This is a genomic window from Pedobacter sp. MR2016-24 (genome assembly GCF_026239655.1).
Classification (GTDB): Bacteria; Bacteroidota; Bacteroidia; order Sphingobacteriales; family Sphingobacteriaceae; genus Pedobacter.
In genome coordinates, this window is record NZ_JAPIVO010000009.1 from 357,277 (window position 1) to 379,008 (window position 21,732).

General features: G+C 39.3%; 24 protein-coding genes. 11 read left to right on the forward strand and 13 right to left on the reverse strand.

Translation table 11 applies throughout. The features are described 5' to 3' along the window. Window positions 1-2: 2 nt before the first annotated feature. The gene (locus tag OQX62_RS24230) at window positions 3-602 is read right to left on the reverse strand and encodes a peroxiredoxin family protein (protein ID WP_265834254.1); all 600 of its coding nucleotides are present in this window, start codon (window positions 600-602) and stop codon (window positions 3-5) included. Window positions 603-806: 204 nt separating this feature from the next. Here OQX62_RS24230 and OQX62_RS24235 point away from each other — a divergent pair, with 204 nt between their 5' ends. Both OQX62_RS24235 and OQX62_RS24240 read left to right on the forward strand, forming a co-directional pair. Continuing rightward, on the forward strand, window positions 807-1,103 hold the full coding sequence (locus OQX62_RS24235) for an ArsR/SmtB family transcription factor (RefSeq protein WP_265834255.1): 297 nt from the start codon (window positions 807-809) through the stop codon (window positions 1,101-1,103). A 135-nt stretch (window positions 1,104-1,238) separates the two neighbouring features. Then, entirely contained in the window at window positions 1,239-2,339 is a 1,101-nt protein-coding gene (locus tag OQX62_RS24240) for an NADH:flavin oxidoreductase (protein WP_265834256.1), read from the forward strand. Between the two features lie 67 nt (window positions 2,340-2,406). On the opposite strand, the gene OQX62_RS24245 is transcribed toward OQX62_RS24240, so the two are convergent. After that, window positions 2,407-2,814, reverse strand: coding sequence for a Dabb family protein (locus tag OQX62_RS24245; protein ID WP_265834257.1), 408 nt, complete (start codon window positions 2,812-2,814; stop codon window positions 2,407-2,409). Between the two features lie 482 nt (window positions 2,815-3,296). Between OQX62_RS24245 and OQX62_RS24250 the strand changes: the two genes are divergently transcribed. Continuing rightward, complete coding sequence (locus OQX62_RS24250) at window positions 3,297-4,007, forward strand: hypothetical protein (protein WP_265834258.1); 711 nt, start codon at window positions 3,297-3,299, stop codon at window positions 4,005-4,007. 71 nt (window positions 4,008-4,078) lie between these two features. Here the strand turns inward: OQX62_RS24250 and msrB are convergent, their stop codons facing one another. The 3 genes from msrB to OQX62_RS24265 form a co-directional block, all read right to left on the reverse strand. Continuing rightward, window positions 4,079-4,522, reverse strand: a complete 444-nt coding sequence (msrB, locus tag OQX62_RS24255) for a peptide-methionine (R)-S-oxide reductase MsrB (RefSeq protein ID WP_265834259.1) — start codon at window positions 4,520-4,522, stop codon at window positions 4,079-4,081. Between the two features lie 10 nt (window positions 4,523-4,532). After that, a complete protein-coding gene (locus OQX62_RS24260; protein ID WP_265834260.1) occupies window positions 4,533-5,708 on the reverse strand; it encodes a DUF1624 domain-containing protein in 1,176 nt (391 codons plus the stop codon). A 166-nt stretch (window positions 5,709-5,874) separates the two neighbouring features. Then, on the reverse strand, window positions 5,875-6,354 hold the full coding sequence (locus tag OQX62_RS24265; protein WP_265834261.1) for a DUF1842 domain-containing protein: 480 nt from the start codon (window positions 6,352-6,354) through the stop codon (window positions 5,875-5,877). Between the two features lie 234 nt (window positions 6,355-6,588). Between OQX62_RS24265 and OQX62_RS24270 the strand changes: the two genes are divergently transcribed. From OQX62_RS24270 to OQX62_RS24280, 3 genes are read left to right on the forward strand one after another with little or no spacing between them, the layout of a single operon-like run. Beyond that, window positions 6,589-6,960: a sugar 3,4-ketoisomerase gene (locus tag OQX62_RS24270; RefSeq protein ID WP_265834262.1), complete on the forward strand. Its 372-nt coding sequence runs from the start codon at window positions 6,589-6,591 to the stop codon at window positions 6,958-6,960. Further along, window positions 6,938-8,047 (forward strand): DegT/DnrJ/EryC1/StrS family aminotransferase, encoded by a 1,110-nt coding sequence (locus OQX62_RS24275; protein WP_265834263.1) that lies wholly within the window; start codon window positions 6,938-6,940, stop codon window positions 8,045-8,047. The genes OQX62_RS24270 and OQX62_RS24275 overlap by 23 nt, the downstream gene beginning before the upstream one ends. Before the next feature lie 43 nt (window positions 8,048-8,090). Further along, window positions 8,091-9,341 (forward strand): ATP-binding protein, encoded by a 1,251-nt coding sequence (locus tag OQX62_RS24280; RefSeq protein WP_265834264.1) that lies wholly within the window; start codon window positions 8,091-8,093, stop codon window positions 9,339-9,341. 17 nt (window positions 9,342-9,358) lie between these two features. Here OQX62_RS24280 and OQX62_RS24285 read toward each other — a convergent pair whose 3' ends face one another. Then, window positions 9,359-10,039 (reverse strand): peptidylprolyl isomerase, encoded by a 681-nt coding sequence (locus OQX62_RS24285; protein ID WP_265834265.1) that lies wholly within the window; start codon window positions 10,037-10,039, stop codon window positions 9,359-9,361. A 4-nt stretch (window positions 10,040-10,043) separates the two neighbouring features. Continuing rightward, on the reverse strand, window positions 10,044-10,526 hold the full coding sequence (locus OQX62_RS24290) for a signal peptidase II (protein ID WP_265834266.1): 483 nt from the start codon (window positions 10,524-10,526) through the stop codon (window positions 10,044-10,046). A gap of 107 nt (window positions 10,527-10,633) precedes the next feature. Between OQX62_RS24290 and lepB the strand changes: the two genes are divergently transcribed. Next, window positions 10,634-11,830, forward strand: coding sequence for a signal peptidase I (lepB, locus tag OQX62_RS24295; protein ID WP_265834267.1), 1,197 nt, complete (start codon window positions 10,634-10,636; stop codon window positions 11,828-11,830). Window positions 11,831-11,890: 60 nt separating this feature from the next. After that, the gene (locus OQX62_RS24300; RefSeq protein WP_265834268.1) at window positions 11,891-12,346 is read left to right on the forward strand and encodes a low affinity iron permease family protein; all 456 of its coding nucleotides are present in this window, start codon (window positions 11,891-11,893) and stop codon (window positions 12,344-12,346) included. A 59-nt stretch (window positions 12,347-12,405) separates the two neighbouring features. Here OQX62_RS24300 and OQX62_RS24305 read toward each other — a convergent pair whose 3' ends face one another. Then, entirely contained in the window at window positions 12,406-13,014 is a 609-nt protein-coding gene (locus tag OQX62_RS24305; protein WP_265834269.1) for a ferritin-like domain-containing protein, read from the reverse strand. A gap of 54 nt (window positions 13,015-13,068) precedes the next feature. Continuing rightward, a complete protein-coding gene (locus OQX62_RS24310; RefSeq protein WP_265834270.1) occupies window positions 13,069-14,688 on the reverse strand; it encodes a L,D-transpeptidase family protein in 1,620 nt (539 codons plus the stop codon). Between the two features lie 128 nt (window positions 14,689-14,816). Between OQX62_RS24310 and OQX62_RS24315 the strand changes: the two genes are divergently transcribed. The 3 genes from OQX62_RS24315 (at window position 14,817) to fabV (ending at window position 18,215) form a co-directional block, all read left to right on the forward strand. Beyond that, window positions 14,817-15,437 carry a phosphatase PAP2-related protein gene (locus OQX62_RS24315; protein WP_265834271.1) on the forward strand — a complete coding sequence of 207 codons (621 nt, stop codon included), beginning with the start codon at window positions 14,817-14,819 and terminating at the stop codon, window positions 15,435-15,437. Window positions 15,438-15,522: 85 nt separating this feature from the next. Beyond that, entirely contained in the window at window positions 15,523-16,980 is a 1,458-nt protein-coding gene (locus OQX62_RS24320; RefSeq protein WP_265834272.1) for an aminoacyl-histidine dipeptidase, read from the forward strand. Between the two features lie 44 nt (window positions 16,981-17,024). Beyond that, window positions 17,025-18,215, forward strand: coding sequence for an enoyl-ACP reductase FabV (gene fabV, locus OQX62_RS24325; protein ID WP_265834273.1), 1,191 nt, complete (start codon window positions 17,025-17,027; stop codon window positions 18,213-18,215). Window positions 18,216-18,288: 73 nt separating this feature from the next. On the opposite strand, the gene OQX62_RS24330 is transcribed toward fabV, so the two are convergent. From OQX62_RS24330 to OQX62_RS24345, 4 genes are all read right to left on the reverse strand, one after another. Continuing rightward, the gene (locus OQX62_RS24330; RefSeq protein ID WP_265834274.1) at window positions 18,289-18,951 is read right to left on the reverse strand and encodes a response regulator; all 663 of its coding nucleotides are present in this window, start codon (window positions 18,949-18,951) and stop codon (window positions 18,289-18,291) included. Window positions 18,952-18,960: 9 nt separating this feature from the next. Beyond that, window positions 18,961-19,770: a sensor histidine kinase gene (locus OQX62_RS24335; RefSeq protein ID WP_265834275.1), complete on the reverse strand. Its 810-nt coding sequence runs from the start codon at window positions 19,768-19,770 to the stop codon at window positions 18,961-18,963. A gap of 663 nt (window positions 19,771-20,433) precedes the next feature. After that, window positions 20,434-20,904 carry a hypothetical protein gene (locus OQX62_RS24340; protein ID WP_265834276.1) on the reverse strand — a complete coding sequence of 157 codons (471 nt, stop codon included), beginning with the start codon at window positions 20,902-20,904 and terminating at the stop codon, window positions 20,434-20,436. A gap of 43 nt (window positions 20,905-20,947) precedes the next feature. After that, complete coding sequence (locus OQX62_RS24345) at window positions 20,948-21,511, reverse strand: hypothetical protein (protein ID WP_265834277.1); 564 nt, start codon at window positions 21,509-21,511, stop codon at window positions 20,948-20,950. Window positions 21,512-21,732 lie beyond the last annotated feature (221 nt).

Genomic DNA, 21,732 nt, shown 5'->3' on the forward strand with positions numbered 1-21,732 from the left:
TGCTATTTACTTGTACAATCGGGTAAACTGCAGCCATAGGCTTTAATGGCGAGCACATCTGATTGAGATCTGCTTTTTTTATTGAGCATATCCTCCAGTGCTATTTTTGCATAACTTGTCTGCTGATCGGTACAGTACCTGTTTTTGTTGTAATTGCCACGATAATAGAGGTGATGATCACTGGTAATCATCACTGCCTGCGGAGTAGAATATACGCCGCATTGTTTAGCAATGCCTGTATCGGATATAATTGGAACATCAAGACCAAATTTTTTCCGGATCTCCTTAGTGGTGTAGGTTTTATTTGTCATTAAAATGACCGCAAAATTCACGTCTGTCTGATGGCTTTTAATTAATGATCTGATATGGTCAATGTTGAATCTTGAACAAGGGCAGTCAGGATTAAAAAAGTGCAGAAATAATGGTTTGTTGTTATTGAAATTGAGTTTATTGTTTAAGGTGAGTTCCTGACCAATAGCAATTGGCTGATAATTCCCGGGTATGGGAGTAGGTAAGCTGTATACCAATTGATTATACCAGAAAAAACCTAGAATAACTGCTGTTAAAAGTGTCAGCCATATTGCGGCTATCCATTTTTTCATTGTACGGGGGAGAGGTTTATAGTATTTTTAAGTTCTAATATACGAGAGGAACAGGTGTAAGGATTCATTGAGGCAGCATAAATATAACTTTTATCTTCTAGTGATACAGAAGTGACTGTGTGGCTGAATCATAGCTAAAACAGTTTATTGTCAAATAATTTTATATAATTGGTATATCGGGAAAAGTCGATATACCTTTGTGTCATGGATCATTTGGAAGTTTTTAAGGCATTGTCCAACAAAGCGAGGTTGCAGATACTGCAATGGTTGAAAGAACCGGAGAAGAATTTTCCCGAGCAGGAATCCGGCTTCGAATGTGGTGTTTGCGTTGGTGAAATACAAAAGAAAAGCGGATTAACCCAGTCCACCATATCTGAATACCTCTCCGTTTTACAGCGTGCGGGCCTGATCCGTTCTACCCGGATAGGACAATGGACTTATTATAAAAGAGATGACGAAGCATTCTCGCAGCTAAAAGAACTCATAGAAAAAGAATTATAAGATGAATTCACGGGAATTGTTTTGGTATTTCAAAATCAGAATGGAATGATAACGATAAACCATAAGCGAAAACCGCCGGAGACTGCTTGAAGACAAAACACATAGATAATACGGAAAAAAAAAATAATATAAAAGATGAAAACAGACAGTTTGTTCAGGCCTTTCAGCCTTAAATCATTACATATCAAAAATAGAATTGTGATGGCACCGATGACACGTTCATTCTCGCCCGATGGCATACCAACTGCCGATGTTTCTGCTTATTACAGCAGAAGAGCAGCAGGTGAAGTTGGTTTGATTTTATCTGAAGGAACAGTGATTGATCGCATAGCCTCATCAAATGATAAAGACATACCACATTTTTACGGTGACCAGGCATTGGCCGGCTGGAAAAATGTGATTGACCACGTTCACCAATCCGGTGCCCAAATGGGACCTCAGATATGGCATATGGGAGTAATGGACAATCATCATTCAGGATGGTTGCCAGACGCACCCTTTGAAGGACCATCCGGTTTAAACAGACCTGGTTTCGTGAATGGACAAGCGATGAAGGATGCTGATATTGCTGATGCAATTGCCGCCTATGGCCGTGCTGCCAAAGAAGCAAAACGATTAGGTTTTGATTGTGTAGAGATACATGGAGCACATGGTTATTTAATAGACCAGTTTTTCTGGGATGGAACGAATGACCGTACTGATATTTATGGCGGTGACACCCTGCCTGAGCGTGGAAGATTTGCAAATGAGGTAATTAAAGAAGTCAGAAAACAGGTAGGTGAAGATTTTGCGGTGATTATACGTCTCTCTCAGTTCAAACCGGCTGATTATAACTTTAAACTGGCAAAAACACCGAAAGAAATGGAGGCATGGCTAAATCCTATGGCCGATGCCGGGGTAGATATTTTCCACTGTTCACAACGTCGTTTCTGGGAGCCTGAATTTGAAGAATCAGATCTTAATTTTGCAGGCTGGGCGAAGAAAATTACTGGCAAAGCTACCATCACAGTAGGATCGGTGGGACTTTCCGGTGAGTTTATGGCTGCATTTGCTGGTGAGAGTTCTGATCCAACCTCATTAGATGAATTGGTAAGGAGAATGGACAGAGGTGATTTCGACCTGGTTGCAGTGGGCAGACCTTTGCTTGCAGATCCTGAATGGACGGCAAAAATTCACGCGAACCGTAATGATGAATTAAAAGGGTTTACCAAGGATGCGTTAGCACAATTGATTTAACGCCGGTTAAAAAAGCAAAAGCGTCATCTGCTGAAGGCACAGCCTGAAGAGATGGCGCTTTTTTATGTTATGCTTTTACTGCATCGTAAACGATCACCTTTTCCCAGAGATGACTGCAGTTTTTAATAAATTCCAGGTGGAGAGGATGAGTCTGATAGGTAGCCTGGCCAGCAAGATCACTAAAAAACATCAATTCGGACACTGCCCAGCTATTGTCAACCACATCTCTTTTTTCAGTACTTGCCACAATACCAACATGCAGCTCGCGAACGGTTTCAATTTTCGACAGTGTTTTAACACCAGCCACTAACTGGTCGCGGTCCTCTTTCGATGCAGGGTTTTTCAGCCAGAAAAACACATGATGAACTACCGGATAAACTGGTTTTTCCGAACTTGATGGAAAAGCAGACGCGGCAGTGCCCACCGCAATCAGTCCGGCTGTACCTATAAATTTTCTTCTGTTAGATTTTTTCATGAGTAATATTGTTTTTTCAGTAGTACATATTCATAATATTGTTCAGGCAGCCTTCGGCGGTTTCCTCTGACGAAGCCATGATGATCTTTTCATTGTTGTTTTTGAACTTCAGATCATGACGGTTTCACGAGTATATATTAACAAGCTGTAAAATAGTAAAAAACTCAGTAACATTCATATGAGTTGTCGTTCCTGTGTTAGTGTTATAAATGGAACATCAGTTATCGCCCATATGAATGATAGCATTAGTGATAGAAATCCTATAATTAATACAATACAAATCACCGTAAGGTTGATTTTTTATTCTTACCTCATGCTAAAATACATAGTAATTTAATTTATTTCATTTTTTTATTAACAAAATGCTTTAATACAATTTTAATTTATCTAATTTGTGTTAAAAATAAGGTAGATGCTTGTTATTAAGGAGGATAGGTGCTTTAAATTTCCAGTTAAAAATCTATTATTTAATTCTTACTATTATGGTTAGCCCAACCTTCATCAATGAAAATCAATTAAACTATTTCGATCTCCGGCAAAAAACTATTCTTGTTAAAGGTGCTGTTGTAGTCAAATCTTCCTCTTCCGATAAAATGAATGCAGAAAAAAGAATCTGGATTAATGGTATTGAGGTAATTCCCGAGATAGGCTTTTCTTTACGTCCCTATTACGGATGCAATTTTGAGTGGGGCTGGGAAGCGCCAAAGGCAGCCTTTAATACCTCTTTATCGGTCTGTTGCGTTATTTTTAAAGATGAACGAATAGCTGAGAATCTGTTTGTACCCTTCAAGGAAGAATTCATAGATCTTATGCCTGAACATGATTTTGAAATGCAGATAGACCTTACTGAGTTTCTATTGCTCCATAAAGAAAGATTACATCCGCATTTATACAGCCGGTTCTGTTTTTCTGCACTAATCAATTCCCGGGAGATTTTAATGTATAAGGATCCTCAAACTGGTAAAATTAGTGCAAATCTTGCGGATAACTATGCAATGCATGATAGGTCCATGTCAAATCTGGAAGTCAAAAAGCTGAACGAAAGAAAACAGAGATTAACCTTCAGAATTTTTGCGAAAGAGGATTATTTGATCACTGGTTATACTTTTGAAAAAGTAATGGAAAAGTCAGAAGAGGTAATGGAACGATTCTACAGCAAATCTTTTGACCGCTTTCTGAAAGGCAAATGCTGATTTAAAATTTCTTACGCGCTATTGAAGCGTATTCGTTCTCCTGCACTGTATATCTGCAGGAGAACAAATTTTTATTGCTGTTCCGGCTCAAATTCTAATGAAACCCCATTCATGCAAAATCGTTTAAAGGTGGGAGCTGGGCCGTCTTCAAAAATATGTCCCAGGTGTGAATCGCATCTTCCACAGGTCACTTCAACTCTGCGCATCCCATAGCTCTTATCTTCTTTATAAATAACGCTGCCTGGTTTTACAGTTTCAAAAAAGCTTGGCCATCCACAACTGCTGGCAAATTTAGCGTCAGATTTGAACAATTGGTTACCGCAAACAGCACAATAGTAAGTGCCTATTTCTTCACTATCCCAGTACTGGCCTGTGAATGCACGTTCCGTGCCCTGCTCTCTCGCAACATGATATAAATCTGCCGGAAGGATGTTTTTCCATTCGGCATTAGTTACATGAAGTCGCGTGTCATCTGTTCTTGAATAAAAGGGATTATTTTGATTTGTAATGCTCATGTTTTTTTGTTTATATAAATTTTAACCACCACTGGCTGTGATTTGTTTTGTATTGTTTAAACCATATACAGGGTTTGTATAGAGATAGTACGACTAATATCCATATGAAGTACACTATTGGTAAGCTAAATCCAAAATTAGCCGGTCTGAACCAAAATGGAATGGAAACAATTTCATTCGTGTGCCTGCCACTGATAAAAAATACAATGACCAGTAAAAGATGTAATATATAAAAATGAAGGATATAATAAAAGAAGGGCACAGCGCCATAATTAGTCATTATTCCCGTAAATGTATTTTTTGCCTTCTCCAGTACCGATAGTGCGATCAATCCCGGGCCTGTCGTCATGCAAAAATACAGCAGAGCAGGCGGGTATTTACTCGTGTTTAAGAAGGAAAACAGGTTTTGGATAAGTGTTGGATAAACCTTTCTTAAAGAGGGATCCCCATAGATATTGGTCGATCTCAACAGGATCAAAAGCATAATCAGCGATAGACCACTGGTGATCAGGTTTTTTCTTCTTTTTACAGGATCATAATTTTTATGGTACCATGCCCCGCATGCATAACCTAAAAACATAATTCCTGTCCATGGCAAAATAGCGTAGAAAACACCAATTAAATGTGTGGAGTTCAGGGCTAGAACGGTACCTGAAGCCGTAAAAAATACTTTCATGACAATAGCAAAGAAACCGGTCTGTGGTAATGGAAAAAGGCTAATTATGTCATGTCCAAAGACCAGCACTACACCGGTGAGTAATACCGCTTTATAGGAAAATCTTCTGATTATACTTAACAATATCATGCTCCAGCCAATTGCCCAGATGACTTGTAAGATGATAAAGTTATAAAACGGGTTATAGGTCAGCCCCAAAGTAACAATCACTATCTCTGCAAATACAAGCCATAGCCCACGCTTAAAAAGATGGCTGTTAGTTATATTGTCAGCTTTATTTTGCGCCGCTAAGTAAGCAGACAGGCCGGATAGAAAAACAAATATGGGCGCACAGAAATGAGTGATCCAGCGCGTAAAAAACAATGCTGGAGTAGTGATGGAAGGATCAAGAGGATCGGCAGTCATCGCCGTAATATGGAAAAAGTCACGGGTATGATCCAGTGCCATAATTACCATTACAATTCCTCGCAGTATATCAATTGATTGAATACGTTCTACAGGTGTTGACATATCTTGGCATTATATCTAGATCAAATATAAGCTAAATTTCACTAAAAAAGGGGCTGAACTTCGTGGAACAGCCCCTTCGATTATAACCAATATCCATTGGTTTACGAATAAATTGACAGGTCAAATGTATCAGATAATCACTTCATAAAAAATGATGCAGATCATTTTACTGCATAAATCCTCTTTTATGAAAAGTGAATTCCGGGTAGGGGATATTCAGGTCATTAGTCGTGGCGTAATAGGGCTCATCGCCTTTAATCTTTATCTCAGATTTGCGAACGTGGACCCAATTTCCATCTTCCAGGTACTGATAGTAAGCTTTTCCCCTTTTCCAGTTGGGATTGACCAGCAGTGTGATCTTTATGCTCGGGTTATTTTGATCGTAATGAGGATAACCCAGGAGATTAATCATTAACTGATCTCCTTCCTGCAAAGTATTGATAATTCTGTATTCACCTTTAATTTCTGTTTTAAAGGATTTTGATTTTTGTGCTTTTAAAATCGAGAAATCACATGTGCCCGTTATGAGTCTGTTTTCCTTATTGACGGAAACATTAAGAAAGAGCACAGGAGAATGCAGATCCAGATTTAAAATGGTCATCCATAATCTTAGCGGTGTTATTTCGTGAGTGATTTCGTTGTACATAATGCTATCTTTTAATAATAATCAAATTAATGCTTTTAGATTCACCCCTATATCCGTATAAATACGTCTTAGCCAAAACAGGTGTTTTTACCTGCTATGAAATGATGCGGATCTAAACCCTGCTTTTTCTGTAGAATTGAACTAATAAAATTATTTATGTCGGGATAAAAATTACATTTGCACTATCACCCTTTAAAATTAGCGATCCAGCACACCGGGTTGTAAAGAAATATAATGGCCCATATCATAGACATTAAAACTTTTAAAGACAGCAGAGGCATTTTGACTGTTCTTGACAATGTTGTTCCATTCGAAATCAAGCGCCTCTTCTATATCTATGCTGTTGATGATACCGAGAGAGGCGGGCACCGCCATCATGAAACACATCAGGCTGCAATCTGTATCAAAGGTGCCTGCAAAATCACCAATAACAATGATAAAACCGTAGAGGTATTTGAACTGGACAGTCCTGAAAAGTGCCTTATCCTGCTGCCGGAAGACTGGCATGTGATGTATGATTTTACTCCGGATGCTATATTACTGGTGCTCGCCTCCACTGCCTTTGATCCTAAAGATTATATCTATGAGCCTTATGATACCCTATGAGAATTTAAATACACTCAATAAATCATTCGAAGAGAAATTCAGGGATAAATTCTCCCGTTTTCTTGATAAAGGCTGGTATGTGCTGGGTGAAGAAGTAACACACTTCGAAAACGAGTTCTCTGCATACCATGGTGCTGCCTATACCACAGGCGTTGCAAACGGACTTGACGCGTTGTTTCTTTCTTTAAAATGTTGTGCCTTTAACAAAGGGGCTGAGGTCATTGTACCATCCAACACCTATATAGCTACCATATTGGCTATTATACACTGTGATCTGGTGCCGGTGTTGGTAGAGCCGGAGAGCAGGACCTATAATATAGACCCAAAAAAGATAGCTGAAGCCGTTACTGACAATACTGTAGCAATACTGGTCGTTCATCTTTACGGTCGATGCTGTGAAATGGATCCGATAATCGAAATTGCCGCTCAGCATCAGCTTAAAATAATTGAAGACTGTGCACAGGCACATGGCGCGAAATATAAAGGCCAGCTGGCAGGAACATTTGGTGATTTTGGTGCGTTCAGCTTTTATCCAACAAAAAATCTCGGTGCGCTTGGTGATGCAGGGGCGATCATCTGTAAATCAGCAGCTGATTTCAGTAAGCTTAAACAGCTAAGAAATTATGGATCTGAAAAGAAATACCATAATAGTGTGATTGGTTACAATTCCAGACTCGATGAACTTCAGGCCTCTTTTTTAAGAGTAAAGCTGCCGCATCTCAATGAGATCAATACACATAAACGAAAGCTTGCGGCTTTATATGCGCTTCATCTTGATCCTTCATTCATTAAGCCGGTAGAAAGTCCTGATTTTTATCACGTATATCATATTTACAATATACTGCATCCTGAAAGAAACCGTTTAAAGCAATACCTGGCAGATCATGGAATAATGACCGAAATCCATTACCCGGTAGCTCCTCATCATCAGGAAGCTTTAAAAGGAATTTTAAAAAGCTATGACTATCCGATTGCGGAAAAGATTCATGAAACAACGCTTAGCCTGCCCTGTTCATTTGTGCATACTGAAAAAGATATCCTGCATGTCATCAGTATTTTAAATGCATTTGTCAATAAGCTTTTTTAGCTATAAATATTCACTAATTTTGGATTCAAATCCTTCCGCAATTATGTCAAATAATGTAAATATTACTTCAAATGGTATTCAGAAAGTTCTTCGTAATTATAATGAAAAGCAGGCACTTTCTGAATATATATGGAATGGCTTTGATGCAAAGGCAGATGCCGTAGAGATTATTTACACCGCTAATGCACTGGGATTCATTGATAGTCTGGAGATTATAGACAATGGCTACGGTATCAATTTTAAAAACCTTAAAGCAAAGTTCGATCCCTTTTATGAATCAGAAAAGGCAAAACAACTCGGGGCTAATAAGAATAAATCTGTAATGCATGGTAAAAACGGGGTTGGGCGACTCACGTTTTTTAAGTTCGCTAATGATGCTGAATGGCAGACTACCTTTCTGCAGAACGAAGTATTGAAAAGCGGGCGTATTCAGATTGGGGTCTCTGCTTTGAACAATTACCAGGCACATCTGCTGGAGATACCGCTTAGCAGTAAAAGTGGAACGCGGGTTTTGTTTTCTAACTTAAAGATATCCGATGATTACCTGGTGCAGGAAATTATTCCCTACCTGAAAGCTGAATTTTGCTGGTTCCTTGAACTGAATAAAAAAAGAGGATTTACCATACTCATCAATGGTGAAGCGCTGGATTATACTGACAATATCCTGCATTATGAAGAGGATATTGAAATTAAATACGATGATAGCAATACCTTATTCAGGCTCAAATTTGTACAATGGAAAGAGTCCCTGCACCGTGAACTTTCTAAAGCTTATTTTATCAATGAAAAAGGGGAAGAAATGCATAAAGAATATACAACGCTGAATAAAAAAGCGGACGAATATTTCCACAGCGTATATATTGAAAGTGAGTTTTTTACGGATTTTGATTTCAATGGATCCGAATTTGATACACAGGTAAGGTTATATAACAGGTCTAAATCTGCCCCGGAATTTAAATTCCTGACCAAAAAAGTAAATGAATTTTTAAGAGATAAAAGAAAACCCTTTTTAAAGGAATACTCTGGTAAACTGATCGAGAAATATGAGGATGACGGTATTTTACCCCTGGATAAAACCGGAAGGGAAAACCTGTTAAAAGTACTGCGTTCTTTATATGAGATCCAGCCTAAACTTTTTAGCAACCTGAGTATTGACCAGAAAAAAACAATAGTGGCATTGTTCAATACATTATTACAATCCAATCAGAAAGCCCAGATCATTAGCATACTTGAACACATTATTGAGCTGGAGGAAGAAGAAAAGACGGAGCTCAAAGCATTACTGGGTAATTAAGAAACCCTGATTGCAATTTAATTGACAGACATTTTTTTCTTTAAGATTTCCCGTGATTCTTTTCCGGACAGAATAACTGGTTTGAAGCTGATGGATTCCAATGGAAGATCTGTTGAATTAGTGGCGACGCTATTGATGGCCTCTGCCACATCCATACCGGCTATAATTTCTCCAAATACGGTATAATCGTTATCCAGATGCGGTGTTCCGCCAATTGATTTGTAGATCTCCCGTTGCGCCTGAGAAAATTTAACACCCTTCTTCTGCTCAATCGCATCCAGTTGGGCATCTGTTTGCTTTTTTCCCTCTACCAGATAGATCTGGTTGATATAGGAGCTCTTTGCCGGATTATCGTTTCTTCCCATTCCTAATGCTCCTTTTTTATGAAAAAGGAGCGGATTAATCTCTGCAGCTATACGTACAATTGGAATTTCGGGATGTTGTTTCTCACGTTCCAGGATAGGATCATCCAGTTCACCTGCCTGACTCACAAAGGATTTGATCACTCTGTTAAACCGGGCACCGTCAAACACTCCTTTTTTGATGTTTTTGAGAAACGCATCTCTGTGTTTCGGCGTTTGATCATATAATAATAAAGTGATATCTCCTTTACTCGTTATTAGTTTTACAAGCGATGTCTGTGCCTTCAGTCCAAGTGTGAAGGAAGTAAATAGCAGAATTGTACAGAGTAGTTTCATTATTTTATTTTTTTGAAAGATACAGATTAGAGACAATCATCACCATTCCTATCAGAATAGAGACATCGCCAATATTAAAAATGCCGGTCTTAAATATAAACAAATCGATATGCAGAAAGTCGGTCACAGATCCATAAAACAATCTGTCGGTCAGGTTTCCTAATCCTCCGCCAATCACAAAACAAATTCCGATAACCAATAAGTCAGGCATATTGCTTCGGGTCACTAATAGGTACATCCCATAAAATATGGCGATCAGAGGAATCAGCGTCAGGAAAATAAACTTTACTGATCCGGATAGTGAATCCCCCGTACTCAGAAAAGCTCCCCGGTTTTCTACCTTCATCAGGATAAGATGTTTGCCAATAATTTCAATGGTTTCATGATAAACCAGTCGCTGACGCGCAATGCTTTTTGACACCTGATCTGCCGCAGCATTGGAGAAGATAAGCAGCAGGATATATACGTTTCTTAATTGGGTTTTCATTGCTGCTATTTGTTTCGCCATAAACATAGCCATTTCATCATCATTTTCAAACAAGGGGCAATTGTAACATACCTGAATTGCCTATGTCTAAATAAAAACAGATAAAGATGTGGTTTAAAAAGAAAACAATTTCGGCTGATGCAAAAAAAAAGGTGAAATCCAAAAGCAGGGAGTGGGCCGATGCCATTATTTTTGCCGTTGTGGCAGCTACATTGATCCGCGTTTTTTTTATTGAGGCTTACGTGATTCCATCCGGGTCTATGGAAAGATCAATGTTAATCGGCGATTACCTCTTTGTAAGTAAGCTGAATTATGGCGCGAGGATACCGATGACACCGGTGGCCTTTCCTTTTGCACATCATACTTTACCGCTTACAAAATATACAAAAGCCTACTGGGAAGGCGTGCAGTGGAGATACAGGAGATTGCCTGGCTTGCAGGAAATCAAAAGAAATGATGTAATTGTTTTTAATTATCCCGAGGGAGATACGGTTGCACTGGAAAATCAGGAGGCCAGCTACTATGAATTAGTACGTCACATGGGCAGACAGGCTGTATATGCACAGTATACAATTACTTCCCGCCCGGTAGATAAACGAGAGAACTTTATTAAGCGTTGCATCGGGATCAGCGGCGATACGATAGCAATCAAAGATGGTTTGGTTTTCGTCAACAATAAAGCCGTTCCCTTACCAAATACCGGTCAGACAGATTACCTGGTCACCTTTAAAAATAGTGATATCAACTTTTCCGTATTTGAGGAATTGGGTTTTGTGATTAAGAACGATATTGTTGCAGTTTCACAAAACACCTATCAGTTTACAGGTTCTCCTGCAATGATGGATAAAGTAAAATCAATGGATTTCGTAGCCGCTGTTACCAATAGAAATGCGGGTAAAGATGAGCAGGATCCGGACATTTACCCACATGATCCCAAACAGCATTCAAATATGGATAATCTGGGGCCTGTAATTGTTCCGAAAAAAGGCTGGACAATTCAGCTGGATAGTGCAACCATACTCAGGTATGCCAGGTCTATCCGTATTTATGAAGGTCACACACTGGAACAAAAAGGGACAGTCTATCTGATCAATGGTAAACCCGCTACCACTTACACTTTTAAAATGAACTACTATTGGATGATGGGGGACAACCGCCATAATTCTGCAGATTCACGTTACTGGAGTTTTGTTCCCGAAGATCATATTGTAGGCAAAGCTTTATTTATATGGATGAGCTATGATAATGAGGCTTCATTTTTTCACAAAATCCGCTGGAGTCGTCTGTTTAGGCTGATACATTAAAAACAGAAAAGGCTGCACCTTGTTATAGCTATCATCATACATTAAGAATAGCTACATACCATGGAAAAGAAGAAAGACTCATTTTTCGAGAGAATGTCAACCGCAATTACCTGTTTTACAGGAAGTTCAACTGCATTTGGAATCGCACTGGGCGTGGTGATTATCTGGGGAATAACAGGCCCTTTATTTAAATACTCAGATACCTGGCAGCTCGTTATTAATACAGGAACAACCATTGTTACCTTTTTAATGGTCTTCCTCATTCAGAAGTCGCAGAACAAAGACTCAAAAGCCATTCAGCTGAAATTAAATGAACTGATTGCTGCCAGCAGACATGCCAGTAACAGGATGGTGGATATAGAAGATCTCACAGAAGAGGAACTGGATACCCTGCATAAGTATTATCAAAAACTTTCCGATATCTCGGAGGAAGATGATGATATACATAAGTCGCACTCCATTGATGCTGCAGAGGATTTACAAGATCAAAAATCTAACGAACAAAGGCTTGATTAAATGAAGCATATAAAAAAACCGGAGCAAATGTTCCGGTTTTTTTATATGCTTCACTGTAATTATTCAGCAACTGCCTGCTCGTTTACAAAGCTTTCAGCAACCTGCGTTAAAGCAACGTCGGTAGCTTTTTCATTTTCTAAGGTTTGCTGTAATAAACTGGCAATTTCAGATTTACCCATATTGTCAGCGAATACTTTCAATGTGCCATAAGTAGCAATCTCATAATGCTCAACCTTCTGTGCAGCAAGAATAAGTCCTGCGTCTCTGATCATAGTCCCTGCATCTGTATCTCCGATGATACCATCTGCTTCTTCCAGAAGACCAGCCATCGCGTCACATTTTTTTGCTGCTGCTTTTTCTCCCAGTAAAGCAAAAACCTGCTCAAGCGTGTCAATGTGCGTTTGGGTCTCTTGGGTATGCTTTTCAAAAGCTGCTGCCAATTCCGGACTGGTTGCTGCCTTTTTCATTTTTGGTAATGCTTTTACCAAATGTTTCTCAGCCCAGTAGATGTCTTTTAATTCGTCTACAAAGAATTCATGGAATTCTGAATCTTCTATTTTTGATGAACTGGCAGGCGCTTTTTTTACAGCTGTTTTTGCTGCCGCTTTCGGAGCAGTAGTTGTTTTTGCTGCCGCTTTAGTTGTTGTTTTTTTTGTTGTAGTTGCCATAGGTATATGATTTTAGGCTATAACCTCTGGCAATTACAAAAGTTTGAAATATTTTTAATCTGTCTCGGCGGTAACGGGTTTAAACATTTTTTGCCTCATTTTATCATCGTGTCCATACAGGTCATTTCTGAAATTTATCAATCCGTCTTTGTCCACCCAGGCCGTAAAATAAGTGATAAATACGGGTACGGGTTGTTTTAGAGTTACCCAATTTTCTTTCCTGGCAGCCATTGCTTTTTCAATTTTTGCTGCGTTCCACTCCGGGCGGTCAGCCAGTAAGTATTCAGCCAGCTTTTTGGGCTCTGCCAAACGAATGCAACCATGACTAAAAGCACGTTCCTGTTCTGCAAATAATGCTTTGGCCGGTGTATCATGCAGATAGATGTTATAACTATTCGGGAAAAGAAACTTGACGCGACCTAGTGAGTTGGTATTGCCTGGTTTCTGACGAACCACCGGCAGACCATCACTATACCCGGTTTGTTCCATATTCTTTTGTGCCAGGTAGTTTTTATTCCTTTTCAGGTTGGGCAGTATTTCGGTGCGCACAATACTCGGTGGAATATTCCAATAAGGACTAAATACAATATTTTTCAGTTCATTGCTAAAAATTACTGTCTTGTTAGCTGCTTTCCCAACAACAATACCCATGTTCAATACCTCTTTCTTTAATTCAAAAACGTGGAGTTTATATTCCGGGATGTTAACCAGGATGACCTTGCTCTCGGGCATTAAGGGGATCCAGCGCATCCGCTCCAGATTAATCAGTAATTGCTGAATACGTTGTTCTACGGGTACATTCAGTGCTTTGAGTAGAGCGGCATCAACGTAGCCGCTTTGTTTAAGTCCGAACTGTTTTTGGGCTTTTTTGACAGCGGCAGTCATTTCCTCATTAAATATCCGGGATGTGTCGCCATCTGTTAAATCTCCATAGTCGGTCAGCCGCCTTTTTAACACAGTAATCACCGCTCCCGAATCTTTTTCTTTATAGCGGGACTGAGTGGCAATGATTTTATCCCATTTACCTCTCTGTTCGATTTTATACCAATTGATCAGCGCCTTGTTCAGCGTTTTATAATAGGCGTTAACAGGCTCCCATTCTTCAAGCTGAGTGCCTTTTTTTGCTATCAGTGAATCCAGCAGTGCTACTGCGTCGATCTTTTTTCTGGGTATATACCACTGCAAAGCCGCCGGATCTACTTTTCCGTCATAGGCATAGGTAACGAACTTAAAAAAGTGTTGTGTAAGCTGCATCTCCAGATCCACCAGTGCTGCGCTGACTTGTACGATTGAGGTGTCTTTAGTCATCAGCACATCCAGCTGCTTTGAAACTTGTTTATCAACCACTGTACTGTCTCTGAATTCGGTTGCGTACTTTTTGTCCATCTCATAAAACACCCTTGCCTGTTCCGCCAGTCCTGTCTCTGAGAGCCATGCAAACTGGAAGTTTCTGCTGTTGTAAAAATTCCTTAAGCGGTGGGCTGCACTGTCGTCCAGTTGCTGGCCAGTAATAAATTTTTCCATTTGCAAGCTATCTACAAACAATTTAGTAACGGCATTTTTAGGGGTAATCGTTACATCTCTCTCCACTTTTGGGGCCTGATTCTGCTTACACATGGTCAGGAATAACAATGGAATTGCCAGTAGTGGCAGGATAGGGGCTTTTATCTTCATTATAATGAAGATAGTTATTTTTGCTTTATTTGAAATTTTAATCACAATTTAATTTGATCAATGCGGCTATTCTAAGATTAACCCTATATTTGCAGTAACAACTAAACTTATCATCTGATCAAATATTAATGCAGTCCAAAATATTTTCCTGGCAGCTTGCATGGGATTATCCCGCATTTCGTTTAAAATTCGTGTTAGGAATAATTACAATGGCTGTGATTATTTTCTTTCTTCCCGAATTCTTCCTGTTTATTCAGGCCAGACCAGGGATCTTTGTGAATGATCTGTTATTGGAAAAATTGCCTGCACACGATGTCTCTACTTACATATTTTTGATACTCTATCCAATAGGAGGATTTTTTATATGGAGAATCATCAGGAATACGTCAATGTGTATTACTGCCATCTGGGGATATTCATTTTTATGCCTGATCAGGATGATGACTATTTTACTCATTCCTCTTGAACCTCCTGCAGGTCTCATGCACCTTACTGATCCGTTTCTGATCTATTTTTATGGCGCCCAGGAGATTACAAAAGACCTGTTCTTCTCCGGACATACAGCAACAATTATTCTGATAGGGTTGTGCCTGGAGAATAAATGGGAGAAAAGAATAGTATTTGCCGCTGCGGCAGTGCTGGCGGTGCTGTTGCTGATTCAGCATGTGCATTATACTGCGGATATAATTGCCGCTCCGGTGTTTAGCTATTTCTTCTGGTATGTTGGCAAAACGATTAGCAAAATATAAGCTGATAATCCTAAATTCGTCAATTCTTAATTTACAATTTTAATAAGGTCGTCACGTTATGTAGCGAACCGCTTATACATTTTTAATGGAAGTCAAAAATTTAGAACCCCGGGAACTGTGGCATAATTTTGCCAATCTGAATGCAGTACCCCGCGCCTCGAAAAAAGAAGAACGCGTCATTGCATTTATGGTCGATTTTGGTAAAGGTTTAGGACTGGAGACAGTTCAGGATCATATCGGAAATGTGGTGATCAAAAAAAAGGCAACACCAGGAATGGAGGGGCGCCAGACAGTAGTACTGCAGTCGCATCTCGACATGGTACACCAGAAAAACAACGATACTGTATTTGATTTTGACAGTCAGGGTATCGATATGTTCGTTGAGGCTGACTGGGTAAAAGCTAAGGGTACTACATTGGGTGCTGATAACGGTATCGGCGTTGCTGCGATCATGGGCTTGCTCGCGTCAGATCATATTGAGCATCCAGCCCTGGAGGCGATGTTCACTATTGATGAAGAGACCGGAATGACAGGAGCCAAGCAACTTGATCCGGTTAATTTTTCAGGAACTATCCTGTTGAATCTGGACACTGAGGAAGATGATGAGCTGACTATAGGCTGTGCAGGCGGTATCGATACGAATACATCCTACCTGTATACCGAGGAGTCGGTTGCTGAAAATAGCGTTGCTTATGAAATGGTAATTAAAGGACTAAGCGGTGGCCACTCTGGTATGGATATCCACAAGGGGAGGGGGAATGCCAATAAATTAATCAACCGTTTGTTTTACGGGGCATTAAAAGCTGTATCCATCCAGCTGAATTTACTGGACGGCGGAAGTTTAAGAAACGCTATTCCCCGGGAGGCAAAAGCTGTTATCGTTGTTCCGGTTACTGAACAAGATGCTTTCCTGTCTTACCTGGATACATTTAAGACTATACTGAAGGAAGAATACGATGCTATAGAGCCTTCACTGACTATTTCAGTGACTGAAACGGCTTTGCCAGCTAAAGTGATGAGTAAAACAGATTTCAGGAAGCTTGTTAACTCACTTTACGCATTGCCTAACGGCGTATTCAGGATGAGTCCTGATATCGAAAACCTGGTTGAAGCTTCAAGTAACCTGGCAAGGGTAATCGTGAAAGAAGGCGAGTTTATTACGCAGTCACTGCAACGCAGCAGCGTGGAAACGACTAAAGAAGATGTATCTAATGCAATCCGGGCATCTTTTGAAAATATGGGTTGTACAGTGAAACAGGCAGGAGATTATCCAGGCTGGAAACCAAATGCCGATTCTGATGTTTTAAGACTGATGGTGAAGCTTTACAAGGAAAAATTTGGAACAGAACCTAAGGTAGAAGCTTGTCATGCCGGTCTTGAATGTGGTATTCTCGGCAGTCATTTACCGGGAATGGATATGATTTCATTCGGACCTACCATCCGCGGAGCACACTCGCCGGATGAGCGTGTACAGATATCTTCAGTTCAAAAATTCTGGACTTATCTGTTAGCTGTGCTAAAGGAAATTCCAGTTAAACAATAAATAAAAACAATTGCCTATTTTTGGCGCTCAATAAAAACAATTTTATGATTATTGCACCTAGAATTCGTGGCTTTATTTGCCTGACTTCACACCCTGAAGGATGTGAACAAAACATTGTCAATCAAATTAACTACGTTAAATCAAAAGGATCTATTGATGGTCCTAAAAGAGTACTCGTAATTGGTGCTTCTACAGGCTTTGGACTGGCATCAAGAATTACCAGTGCTTTTGGAGCAGATGCATCCACAATTGGCGTTTATTTTGAAAAACCACCGGCACCCGGAAAAACGGCTTCACCGGGATGGTATAATACTGCTGCTTTTGAAAAGAAAGCACATGAGGCAGGATTATATGCTAAAAGCATCAATGGTGATGCTTTCTCTGATGAAATTAAAGCAAAAACGCTTGAACTGATTAAGGCCGATTTAGGTCAGATTGATCTGGTGATTTATAGTTTGGCTTCACCCCGCAGAACTCATCCTAAAACAGGTGTAGTTTACAATTCGGTTTTAAAACCTATTGGTGAAACGTTTACGAACAAAACTGTTGATTTCCATACAGGTGTAGTATCTGATATCTCTATACAGCCTGCAAACGAGGAAGAAATAGAAAATACTGTTGCTGTAATGGGTGGCGAAGACTGGGGCTTCTGGATTGAAGACCTGATGGCGGCTGACTTACTTGCTCCCGGAGCTACTACTGTTGCTTATTCATATATCGGTCCGTCATTAACTGAAGCGGTTTACCGCAAAGGTACAATTGGTCGCGCTAAAGATCATCTTGAAGCTACAGCGTTTACAATTACAGATAAACTAAAACCACTTAATGGTAAAGCATATGTATCTGTAAACAAAGCATTGGTTACGCAGGCAAGTTCTGCAATTCCTGTTATTCCTTTATATATCTCTTTACTATACAAAGTGATGAAAGAGGAAGGAATTCATGAAGGCTGTATTGAACAGATTCAGCGTTTATTCCAGGACAGATTATATTCCGGCAATGAAATTCCTACTGACGAAAAAGGCAGGATCCGTGTGGACGACTGGGAAATGCGTGAAGATGTTCAGGCAAAAGTTGCTGCTTTGTGGTTAGAAGCAAAAACTGAAAGTTTACCAGAAATAGGGGATTTAGCAGGTTACAAAAAAGACTTCCTGAATCTGTTTGGATTTGACGTAGCCGGAGTTGATTACGAAGCTGATACTAATGAAATGGTAGAAATCAGCGGATTAGTTTAATCTGAAACGATATCATGCAAAAGGGGCGCTTTTCAGCAGCCCCTTTTTTTGAGTGCGCAATTATTAAAGAAGGTTATATTTGTATTTCATAAATACCATACTTGATCGCAAAAATAACCAGACCTGCTGTATTCTTACAGCCTGTCTTGGACAGCAGGTTTGTACGGTGGCCATCTACCGTCCGGTTACTGATAAATAGCTTCTCTGCGATCTCTATATTGGTGTATTCATCGCAAATCATTTTGAGTATTGACAGCTCTCTTTCAGTAAGACTGATCGGGATGCTATTCATATTCTGAATGCCCTGACTTCTATGTTTCGCCGCATTTCGCATGGCAAGTACCGTATCCCTGTTAAAATAGAAGCCGAGATCATAGGTGTGGTTTATCGTATCAAGCAGCTCCTTGGTATCACAGTTTTTCTTCAGGTAGCCACATGCTCCGGCTTCGATCATTTTACTCATGTAGCGCTCTTCTCCATGTACAGATAAAACGATAACTTTTATTGAAGGATATTTTACCCTTAAAGCAGCGTTCAGTTCTACACCATTCATTTCCGGCATATTCATGTCTATCAGCGCTATATCGGGCAACATTTCCAGCTGTTCAATTTGTTCCAGCAGTATTTTGCCATTTTCGGCCTGTGCGGTCAGCTCAAAATTTGGCTGTGCGCTAAGCAGATTGGCTAATCCCTCTCTAAATAAATTCTGGTCATCTGCAAGTGCAATTCGTATCATATCATTTTATTAAAATTGAGCCAGAGGATGTACATAAATGAACATTCCAAAACCTTTGTTTATCGCTGTCTGAACAGTATAAGTGGAGTTAATCAAATCGAGCCTGCTCTCTATATTTTGCATGCCCATCCCTTTCTTGCTCAACTTACCATCATAACCAATCCCGTCATCTGTATAATGAATAGCCAGCAGATCTTCATTCTCCATAAATAATGAAATGCCTATTCTTTTTGCACCAGAGTGCTTTAACGTATTAGTGATTAATTCTTGTAATACCCTTACTAATGCAAGGGCAACAGGATAGGCTAATTTTTCCGATGCCGCTTCTGCATGGTTTGTAATGGAGATAAATGAATCGTCACCTTTACTTACTACGTCTTTCAGCTCTTCCAGAGCTTCTGAGAAACCAAATAACGCTAATCCTGGCGGAGAAAGATTATGTGATATATTGCGTACATCCTGAACGATCTTATCTATCAGTTGTCTGTACACCTGTACGGCTTCTTTCTGTTCTTCAGACACATCTTTGTTTTTACCGTCAAAACGGTTCATCAGCATCCGCAGGTTGGACAGTGATCCACCTACTTCATCATGCAGATCCTGTCCAATCCGTTTTCTTTCCTCTTCCTGAGATTTAATGACTGTTCTCAATAATTCCTTTTGATGGGATAAGGCCGCTTCATGTAATTTCTGTCTGTGTTTTAACAGCTTATTCTGATTACGAATAAAAAGTACTACAAATGAAATAACCAATAAGGCTGTTCCCCCTGTGCACATAATGACCAAAAAATAAATATTGTCTCCTACTTCTTCCTGCATTTGCTAAAACCTTTTGCGAATAATAAATACATTAATAAAAGTAATGTAGCATGTATAGTCCAGATCAATATGTCGAGATTATGATTCTTAGATACAGATGTGGAAGATGTTATATTCGAGAAAGAGAATATAAACAAAGCTCCGGAAAAGTATAATAATAGACCTGTACTTATCCAATTAATTGGATTTGATTCCCATTTTACAATTATGTTGTCTTCGTTATTTTGTGCGAAATAGATTAAACTATAGATAATTACTAACAAAGCTTCAATTGGACGTGTATTAGTATTAAACTTCGTTATATCTTGAAAATACATAAAATTGACAATACATAATACAGGGAAAATGATCATCATTCCATAAATAAATTTTTGAAAAATCTTTTCTTTTAAAACCTGGGCGTAAAAAACAGATATGAATAAGAATTCAATAATAGTGAATATGTGTAAAACAGGAAGATTATTTGTTTTTAGTAATGTCAAATAAATCACAAAAACGTTTACCAGCCCATCCAGAAATAAATAGAAAAAAATAGTGCGCATTGCCTCGCCAATATTCTTACGCCTATAGAAACCTATGCCTATTGGAATAAGAATTGAAGCGGGGACGATTATGCCCATGTATATGTAACGAAATGACGGCATATAATATTTATAATTCTAATTAATCTATTACATTGAAAAGTTGGCTATTAGGATCACACATACTTGGACATGGCATGGTGAAATCATATATAGTTGACCTGCTTACACTATCTAAAATTTCGTCTTCTGTCATCGTATCTCCCTCAATACTGGTGGTCAGCATATCATTATTGTTCTGATCTACAGGAACTAACATACCACAGATATTATAGGGGTATTTTGGATCTGGCAGACTCAAATATACCCGTATAGACCTTGCCTCCGGATGATCCTTCTTTAACTGATCAATATCATCCATATTTACATTTATGGATCTGAAGATTCGCTGAGCAGGTATCAATGGAATTGGATTACCTGCTATATCCGTATTTCCCGAGGGAATTGAACTCAGCAGAGTTCTCCATGCTTTTGCTCTTTTTGTTGCTTCTCTTAAGGTAATTCTGGTTCTGTCTAATATAGACGGACCTTTTGAAATTTCTTGATTGTTCATATGATAATAAACTTTGACTGTAAATGTGAATTGATAAAATGTTTTAGGCAATCGCTGCGCTGAATCCGTAGATTACTGCGTAGTCGGTTTTGCTCAGATGGAAAACAGCGAATGACGCTACCCAATAGAGATTCTCTGCTGAGTTGTCTGGATTATTGGTATTTATTTTCCCGTAAGTAGACAGTGGCGTAAACTGACTTTTATCTGCTTTTGGTTGTAGAATAGCAGCAATTTCATCTGAAAAACCTGTATCAATTCCCCAATCATTTAAATCGTTACTGATAGCATTTTCCAATGTTTTGATGTCACCACGTACTGTATAATCAAGCACGGCACCGTAATCTAAATTGCTTGCCGGCAGTTGTACATGCGGATACTGAGCATTAAAAATTAAAACTGTTTGTTTCGACGCAGCAATCAATGCATCTTCCGTGGCTTCAGCCAGTGAATAAGCATCTGGCGGAGGAATGATAAGTGATGGTGGCGTGAAACTGTCAATGATGATAATCAGATCCTGCATTGCAAGATCTGTGTCCTGTACCTCTGCTTCGACCATTTCGGTCACTAATGGTAAGGAGAGAGCGTTAACTGATGCGAATTTACCCATGTTGGCTATTATATAATTTAAAGGACAAGTTAAAATATAAATGCGAAATTATGAGTATCAGGAGTAAGATTTAACGGTAAAAACACGTAATAGGTAAAGCAGGTGTTTTTACCTGCTTGTGCAGAAATCTATCCATTCCGTGGATAACCGATGTTGATAATTTTTAGTTATCCACACTAGTGTTTCAAGTAAGAAGTATATAGTGGTGCTTGTGAGCGACT